This window comes from Halomonas sp. (assembly GCF_041689495.1).
Lineage (GTDB): Bacteria > Pseudomonadota > Gammaproteobacteria > Pseudomonadales > Halomonadaceae > Halomonas.
This window is the reverse complement of record NZ_JBDNGD010000307.1, coordinates 1-8,102: the sequence shown is the minus strand read 5'-3', so window position 1 is coordinate 8,102 and position 8,102 is coordinate 1. Positions and strand designations below refer to the sequence as shown.

Annotated in this window: 6 protein-coding genes and 2 pseudogenes; 5 read left to right on the top strand and 3 right to left on the bottom strand. The window is 59.3% G+C overall.

Annotation, left to right across the window (positions count from 1 at the left end):
- From ACESMD_RS10200 to ACESMD_RS10190, 3 genes are all read right to left on the bottom strand, one after another.
- On the bottom strand, positions 1-204 hold a 204-nt coding region (locus ACESMD_RS10200; RefSeq protein WP_372612807.1), incomplete at its 3' end, for a hypothetical protein.
- 137 nt (positions 205-341) lie between these two features.
- Entirely contained in the window at positions 342-701 is a 360-nt protein-coding gene (locus ACESMD_RS10195; protein ID WP_372612805.1) for a HEPN domain-containing protein, read from the bottom strand.
- 1 nt (position 702) lies between these two features.
- Positions 703-1,500: a hypothetical protein gene (locus tag ACESMD_RS10190; RefSeq protein ID WP_372612803.1), complete on the bottom strand. Its 798-nt coding sequence runs from the start codon at positions 1,498-1,500 to the stop codon at positions 703-705.
- Between the two features lie 273 nt (positions 1,501-1,773).
- Here ACESMD_RS10190 and ACESMD_RS10185 point away from each other — a divergent pair.
- From ACESMD_RS10185 to hsdR, 5 genes and pseudogenes are all read left to right on the top strand, one after another.
- A pseudogene (locus ACESMD_RS10185) lies at positions 1,774-1,890 on the top strand (IS5/IS1182 family transposase); the annotation flags it as partial.
- Between the two features lie 364 nt (positions 1,891-2,254).
- Complete coding sequence (locus ACESMD_RS10180; protein WP_372612802.1) at positions 2,255-3,727, top strand: N-6 DNA methylase; 1,473 nt, start codon at positions 2,255-2,257, stop codon at positions 3,725-3,727.
- Positions 3,724-4,890 carry a restriction endonuclease subunit S gene (locus tag ACESMD_RS10175; RefSeq protein ID WP_372612800.1) on the top strand — a complete coding sequence of 389 codons (1,167 nt, stop codon included), beginning with the start codon at positions 3,724-3,726 and terminating at the stop codon, positions 4,888-4,890. Before ACESMD_RS10180 ends, ACESMD_RS10175 begins: the two co-directional genes overlap by 4 nt.
- On the top strand, positions 4,887-5,894 hold the full coding sequence (gene rhuM / locus ACESMD_RS10170) for a RhuM family protein (RefSeq protein ID WP_372612798.1): 1,008 nt from the start codon (positions 4,887-4,889) through the stop codon (positions 5,892-5,894). The genes ACESMD_RS10175 and rhuM overlap by 4 nt, the downstream gene beginning before the upstream one ends.
- A 115-nt stretch (positions 5,895-6,009) precedes the next feature.
- Positions 6,010-7,959 (top strand): annotated as a pseudogene (gene hsdR / locus ACESMD_RS10165) (EcoAI/FtnUII family type I restriction enzme subunit R); the annotation flags it as partial.
- Positions 7,960-8,102: the final 143 nt, after the last annotated feature.

Sequence of the window (8,102 nt, the reverse complement as noted above, 5' to 3'; positions counted from 1 at the left end):
GTCCCGATTCACCGGCTGGGCGAGCACGTACAGTATGCCAATCAACGGTGTTCCCAGGAGGGCAATCAGGCCCGCGCCGATCATCGAATTTCCTCGATCGTGAGCAGCCAACACCACCGCTATCCACGGCACGATCACTAGAAAAATCAGCCACCACTCCACCATCTGGCCAAAGGTGTAAAACGCGCTCGGCTCCGTTTCCATGCTTACCTCCTTCAGTTCTCTGAAGGCAGGTTACAACCTGTGACACAAGCACGCCATGGCCCGGTGGTTATGTGTGGCATTTTAGCAGGCCAAATGCGGCCTACCATTCGCCCACAAAAAACCCCGCCGGGGCGGGGTCAGGAATCTTTAAGTGCAGCTATGATCTCGTGGCTGGTTCGAAGCGCCTTTCCTATGTCTCGATAGGTCATGGAATGACCCCAATCATAGTCAGCCTGGCGACGTAGATCCTTGACTTGGAGTAGCTGTTTGCCTGTCTTGCTCAGCTGCCTCTCTGCAATAAGTGCCCGTGCAATACGTTCGTGCGAGGCCCCAATGCCATCAAGGCCGTTACTGTGACAGTAGTCTCGTGCAGTAAGATACGCGGCGTAATAGGCGCGGTTAACAGAGCTGCGGATCTGATGCTGGCCTAGGTGAGGCTCTTGCGACAGGTCCAGTTCTTTCAGTTTCTGAGCGATCTCGACTAACCGGTGCGGCACGCTACACTGCCTCTGCCAGGTTCTGATCAGGGATGTCCCTCACCAAGGTAGTGACAGTAGCACTGAGCTCTATTCCCCAGCGGTCGATGTCAGACGCATAGTCCAGCAGCTCATCATCCAGACGGTCCAGCGCATCGCTATCCATGTCTGAAAAGATCTCGAGTACCACGGACTCAGCCCCATCTTCATGGGCGACTGGCTCAAAACTCAACAGGATACTCGTGTTGACCTGGCCATCTGCGTAGCGGCGCACATGGTCATGCAAGCCAAAGACGTACTCCCGATAGGTCTCGAGATTAACGCCGGACGAGGCAAGCACCCGAATGATGTCCTGGTTGTCGTGGCCGTCCAGTTGCATTTCAGCTCCAAGACCATGAATGCGTTCGCGGATCTCTTGCCAGAGCTCCAGATCACCACAAAACCAAGCGCTGCGACCCAGAATATTTAGAAAGTCTGGATTGCCTTTTGCGTATTCGATACCACTCCGCAGCATCGTGACCGTGATCCGCGGATTGAACGCAAACAGCGCTATGGTCGATAGGTTCAAGAGCAGCTCAGAGGGAAGTCGACATTGCAGCAGCTGCTCCAGGGTCGAGTCGAAGAGAGCGTAGTCACGCTCAATTTCGGCCACAAGGGCGTCCCTCACGAGGAGGGCAATCTGGTTATCCCCGCCAAGCGTGGCCTGCTGCGCAAGGCGCCGAATCTCAAACGGTTGTATGCTACCACGCCGTTCTTCGAGTCGACGGGATAGCTCCAATGCGTCCTGCAGCGCGATGTCTACCGACTGCGCCCTTGGCATGTCAGCCTCTCTTTCCCTCAACGATGAGGCAGTAGTGTAGCCACAATGGCCGCTCCTCGCTACCTGTTGCACTTAGGGAGAAGATGCGTACCGTCTTATGCAGCTTCCCCAAGAACACCAATTTGGTGGTCTCGATCATGGTGTTGGTGAACGCATCGGGCTTCCGCCGAAAGATGGGCCAGGGAAACGCTGCACAAATCCCGCCGCAGCTGCCTGACAACCGTCGGTGGGGTAGAATATGGTCTTCCTGCCACCGTCTGACAGAGCTACCCGATGAAGCAGATCTCTTTCGCCCAGGCCGAGCACCAGAACAAGAAGAAGGTCACCTGCCGTGAGCGATTCCTGGCCCAGCTGTTTACACTGTTCGCCCTCGGCAATCTGGTGCTGGCAGGACGATGCCAAGGACACGCTGACGGGGTCAGTGTGTCTTGAATCTGGCCTGGCAGCTGGATAACCCGGCTGCCAGGAAAAAAGATCACCAGAGGTGGTCAGAAGTGGGCTGCTGAGGGAGTGAATGGGCCACATACGGCACTCATAGCTCGCCGGAAGAATTGTTCAGCGCTTCCCTAATGGGTCGTAACTCGTCAGGTTTTGGTTCACATTTTTTTCGCTTGATGAGCCGCGGCATGGCCGATTCAACCGCACGCTGATGACACGGGGGCAGCCCATCGTCGATTGGCACCCCCGCGCGCGGCGTAGCATTGGCCCACGACTCTCCTGCGGCCGTTTGCCTGACAAGGACTTTTGCCACCCCATGTTCGAACAGACCTTCAAGAATATCGATGATGTGCTGTGGAAAGAGGCCGGCTGCGCCACCGAGCTGGACTACACCGAGCAGACCTCCTGGCTGCTGTTCCTCAAGTACCTGGACGACCTCGAGCAGAACCGCTCCATCAACACCAGCCTGGCCGGCAAGCCCTTCGATTTCATCATCGATACGCCCTACCAGTGGTCGAGCTGGGCGGCACCACGCAAGCGCGACGGCAACCTGGATCGCGACCGCGCCCTGACTGGCGACGACCTGCTCGACTTCGTCAACCGCGAGCTCTTCCCCTACTTGCAGGGCTTTCGCGAGCGCGCCAGCGGGCCGGACACCATCGAGTACAAGATCGGCGAGATCTTCGGCGAGGTGCGCAACAAGTTCCAGAGCGGCTACAGCCTGCGCGACGCGCTGGAGCTGGTCGACAGCCTGCAGTTTCGCTCCCAGGCCGAGAAGCACGAGCTCTCTCACCTCTACGAGGCCAAGATCAAGAACATGGGCAACGCCGGGCGCAACGGCGGCGAGTACTACACCCCGCGCCCGCTGATCCGCGCCATGATCCGGGTGACCCAGCCGCGCATCGGCGAGCGTATCTACGACGGTGCTGCCGGCTCGGCGGGCTTCCTCTGCGAGGCCTACGACTACCTGCGCTACGGCTTCGGCAACGACGAGCCGCGCAAGCTCACCACCGAGCAGTTCGACACCCTGCAAAACCGCACCTTCTCCGGCAAGGAGAAGAAGAGCCTGCCCTACGTCATCGGCATCATGAACATGATCCTGCATGGCATCGAGGCGCCCAACCTGATGCACACCAACACCCTGACCGAGAACCTCGCCGACCTGCAGGAGAAGGACCGCTTCGACGTGATCCTCGCCAACCCGCCCTTCGGCGGCAAGGAGCGCAAGGAGGTCCAGCAGAACTTCCCGATCAAGACCGGCGAGACGGCCTTCCTCTTCCTGCAGCACTTTATCAAGCGGCTGAAGGCCGGCGGTCGCGCCGCGGTGGTAATCAAGAACACCTTCCTCTCCAACGCCGACAACGCCTCCAAGGCGCTGCGTCAGGAGTTGCTTGAAAGCAGCAACCTGCACACCGTCCTCGACTGCCCCGGCGGCACCTTCCTCTGCGCCGGCGTCAAGACGGTGGTGCTGTTCTTCGAGAAGGGCGCCTCGACCCGCAACATCTGGTACTACCAGCTCGATCCCGGCCGCAGCCTGGGCAAGACCAACCCATTGAATGACGACGACCTCGCCGAGTTCGTTGCACTGCAGGCCACTTTTGCCGACTCCGACAACTCCTGGACGGTCAGCGTCGATGACCTGAACCACGACAGCTTCGATCTTTCGGTAAAGAACCCCAGCAAGGCTGAGGAAGCCCCGCTGCGCGATCCGGAAGTGATCATCAACGAGATTGAGACGCTGGATAAAGAGAGCGAAGAGATCCTGGAAGGGATTCGGGGGATGTTATGAGGGAAGACTGGAAGAGCCTCCCACTACAAGACTTGGTTGAGCGAATTGAAACCAGTGATCCGCGTAAGGCTCCTGACGAGCCTTTTACATATATCGATGTCTCCTCGGTCTCAAGAGCAACTCTGTCGGTAGCAGAAAGTACCCAAATAGTTGGAGCTGAGGCTCCTAGCAGGGCTCGAAGATTAGTCAGGAAGGACGATGTTGTTTTCGCAACGATACGGCCAACATTAAAACGCATCGCGCAGATTCCAGTCGAATTAGACAGCGCAATTTGTAGCACTGGGTTCTTCGTTTTGCGTCCAAAGGATACAGTTTTCGGCCGGTATCTTTTTTACTGGCTGCTTGGCGAACAGTTTTCGAAAGCGATGAAAAAATTGCAGAGAGGAGCCTCTTATCCTGCGGTTAGCGATAGCGATGTTAAAAAGCAGTATGTTTCTCTACCACCCCTCCCCGAACAAAAACTCATCGTCGCCATCCTTGATGAGGCCTTCGCTGGCATCGACGCGGCGATCGCCAACACCGAAAAGAACCTCGCCAATGCTCGGGAGTTGTTTGATAGCACCTTAAGGTACTTTTTGGGACGGGGCGCTGATAGTTGGGTTGAAAAGCCTTTGGGGGAGTGTATCCGACTAAAAAGCGGGGATAACTTGACTGCTAAAAAAATGGTTGCAGGTAAATATCCAGTGTTTGGAGGTAATGGAGTGGCGGGTGAGCATAACAAGTATAATCTATCTGGAAGTAATGTTATTGTCGGCCGTGTTGGTGCTCTTTGCGGTAATGCTCGGTATGTTCATGATAATATATGGCTGACTGATAATGCTTTCAAAGTGTCTGAAAAGCTGCAGGTTTTTGATGATAAGTTTCTCGCATACCTTCTAAACTTCAAAAGTTTGAGAACTTATGCGAGGCAGTCGGCGCAACCTGTTATATCTAATTCTTCGCTTAAAGATGTTAATTTAGTATTCCCATGGCTGAAGTCTGAACAGCGGATTATTGCCGAAAAAATTGATGAGGTACAAGCTGAGATTGATAAAGTTAAGACTGTATACAATAGAAAACTCATAGTTCTTGCCGAGCTTAAGCAGTCGCTGCTGCAGAAGGCCTTTTCCGGCGAACTGACCGCCGAACGGGCCGAGGCGGCGGTGGAGGAGGTGACAGCATGAGCGACCATGGCCAGGCATCTGTCGTCATTTATCAGGAGGCCGACCAGGCGGTTGAGGTGCGGCTGGACACCGAGCACGACACCGTCTGGCTGACGCAGCGGCAGATGGCCGACCTGTTCGGCAAGGATGTTCGCACCGTGAATGAGCATCTGCTGAACGTCTATTCCGAAGGTGAACTGGAGCGTGATCCAACTATCCGGAAATTCCGGATAGTTCGGCAGGAGGGGACGCGGGAGATCTCACGGAGCATCGAGCACTACAATCTGGATGTGATCATTTCGGTGGGGTACCGCGTCAAGTCCTTGCAAGGTACCCGCTTCCGTCAGTGGGCTACCCGGGTGCTGCGCGAACACCTGACGCAGGGTTGGTCCCTGAACCGCCAACGCTTCGAGGAGAACGCCCGCGAGCTGGAGGCCGCCATGGCTCTGGTGCGCAAGACGGCCGGCAGCCCGGCGCTGGATGCCGCCAGCGGCCGGGGCCTGGTGGATATCGTCACCCGCTACGCCCAGACCTTCCTGCTGCTGCAGCGCTATGACGAGGGCCTTTTGACCGAGCCCAAGGCACAGGCCGGTGGCCGGCTGCCGACCGTGGAAGAGGCCCGCACGGCGCTTTCCTCGCTCAAGGCCGAGCTGATGGGGCGGGGCGAGGCCACCGACCTGTTCGCCAAGGAGCGCGGTGACGGCCTTGATGCGCTGCTGGGCAACCTGGATCAGACGGTCTTCGGCGAGCCGGCCTACCCCTCGGTGGAGGCCAAGGCGGCCCACCTGCTCTACTTCGTGGTCAAGAATCACCCCTTCGCCGACGGCAACAAGCGCAGCGCGGCCTATCTCTTCGTGGACTTCCTCTACCGCAACGATCGCCTGCTCAACGCGCAGGGCGAGGTGGTGGTGAACGACATGGGCTTGGCGGCACTGACCCTGCTGATCGCCGAGTCCGATCCGGCCAACAAGGAAACCATGGTCCGGCTGATCATGAACATGCTGGCCGCGCCTGAAGGGGCCTGAGGCGGGCATCCGGAACGGCCGAAGCTGGCTTCGCCCGCCAGAAACCCATATGTTGTAAGGTGTTACGGAGCCGGAAGGCTCCTGATCGTGCACCGACCGGACAAGGATTGACCCGATGAACGAGGCCGATACCCGCGCCGAGCTGATCGACCCCGCCCTCAAGGAAGCTGGCTGGGGCGTGGTGGAGGGCAGCCGGGTACGGCGCGAGGTCATCACCCTGGGGCGGCTGCAGGGCGCCGGGCAGCGTACCCGCGGCGACATCGCCGACTACGTGCTCTTCTACAAGGGCCAGAAGCTCGCGGTGATCGAGGCCAAGAAGCGCGATCTTCCCGTCACCGAGGGCCTGGCCCAGGCCAAGCGCTACGCCGAGCGGCTGCAGGCCCGCTTCGCCTACGCCACTAACGGGGTGGGCATTTACCGGGTCGACATGCACACCGGCGAGGAAGGACCGGTATCCGGCTATCCCACGCCAGAGGCGCTCTGGGCCGAGACGTTCCCCGAGCCGAACGGTTGGCGCGAGCGCTTCGGCGAGGTGGCCTTCCACGATAACGGCGGCCAGTGGCAGGCGCGCTACTACCAGCACAACGCCATCAACCAGGCGCTGGAGGCCATCGCCGACCGCCGCAGCCGCGTGCTGCTGACGCTCGCCACCGGCACCGGCAAGACGGCCATCGCCTTCCAGCTCGCCTGGAAGCTGTTCCACAGCCGCTGGAACCTGGCGGCCTGGCGGGGCGATGAAGCAACTCGCCGCCGGCCGCGCATCCTCTTCCTCGCGGACCGCAACATCCTCGCCGACCAGGCCTACAACAGTTTCTCGGCCTTTCCCGAGGACGCCCTGGTGCGCATCGAGCCGGACGTGATCCGCAAGCACGGCCGGGTGCCCAAGAACGGCAATATCTTCTTCACCATCTTTCAGACCTTCATGACCGGCCGTGACGCCGAGGGCAACCCGGCACCCAGCTTCGGCGAGTACCCGCCGGACTTCTTCGACCTGATCATCATCGACGAATGCCACCGCGGCGGCGCCAACGACGAGAGCAGCTGGCGGGCCATCCTCGAGTATTTCTCCCCGGCGGTACAGCTCGGCCTGACCGCTACGCCCAAGCGCACCACCAATACCGATACCTACGCCTATTTCGGCGAGCCGGCCTATGTCTACTCGCTGAAGGAGGGCATCAACGACGGCTTCCTGACGCCGTTCAAGGTGCGCCAGATCGCCACCACCCTGGACGACTACGTCTACACGCCCGACGACGAGGTTGTGCAGGGTGAGGTGGAGCAGGGCAGGCGCTACGCAGAGCCCGACTTCAACCGCATCATCAAGATCAAGGAGCGCGAGAAGTATCGGGTACAGGTGTTCATGGAGATGATCGACCCGCGCGAGAAGACGCTGGTGTTCTGCGCCAACCAGGAGCACGCCCTGGCGGTGCGCGACCTGATCAACCAGATGAATTCGAACCCGGACCCCAACTACTGCGTGCGGGTCACGTCCGACGACGGCGCCGAGGGCGAGCGCTTCCTGCGCCGCTTCCAGGACAACGAGAAGACTATTCCCACCATCCTGACCACCTCGCAGAAGCTCTCCACCGGCGTGGACGCGCGCAACATCCGCAACATCGTGCTGATCCGCCCGGTGAACTCGATGATCGAGTTCAAGCAGATCATCGGCCGCGGCACGCGCCTGTTCGACGGCAAGGACTACTTCACGATCTACGACTTCGTCCGCGCCTACGAGCACTTCAACGACCCGGAATGGGACGGCGAACCCGTGGCCCCCGAGCCGTGTAGCCGCTGTGGCGAGGCCCCCTGCACCTGCGTGGTGACACCCCCCGAGCCCTGCGAGAAATGCGGCAATCGCCCCTGCACCTGCGAGGAGGTGCCGCCCGAGCCCTGCCCGGTATGCGGTGAAGTTCCCTGCCAGTGCGGTGGGGAAGGAGAGCAGCGCGTGGTGGAGATCGAGCTGGCGCCAGGCAAGTATCGCCAGCTGCAGCACATGAGCGCTACCACCTTCTGGAGCCCGGAAGGCAAACCGATCTCCGCCGCCGACTTCATCGGCCAGCTCTATAAAGTGGACCCCAATATTCGGACAGAGGTTTAAGCTGTAGCCGAGCCTTCGAATTGGGATGTTATCGAGATGAGCGAGAAGCGAAAGCGGAATACGTACAGCCCTGAATTCAAGGCGAAGGTCGGATTAGAGGCTATTCACGG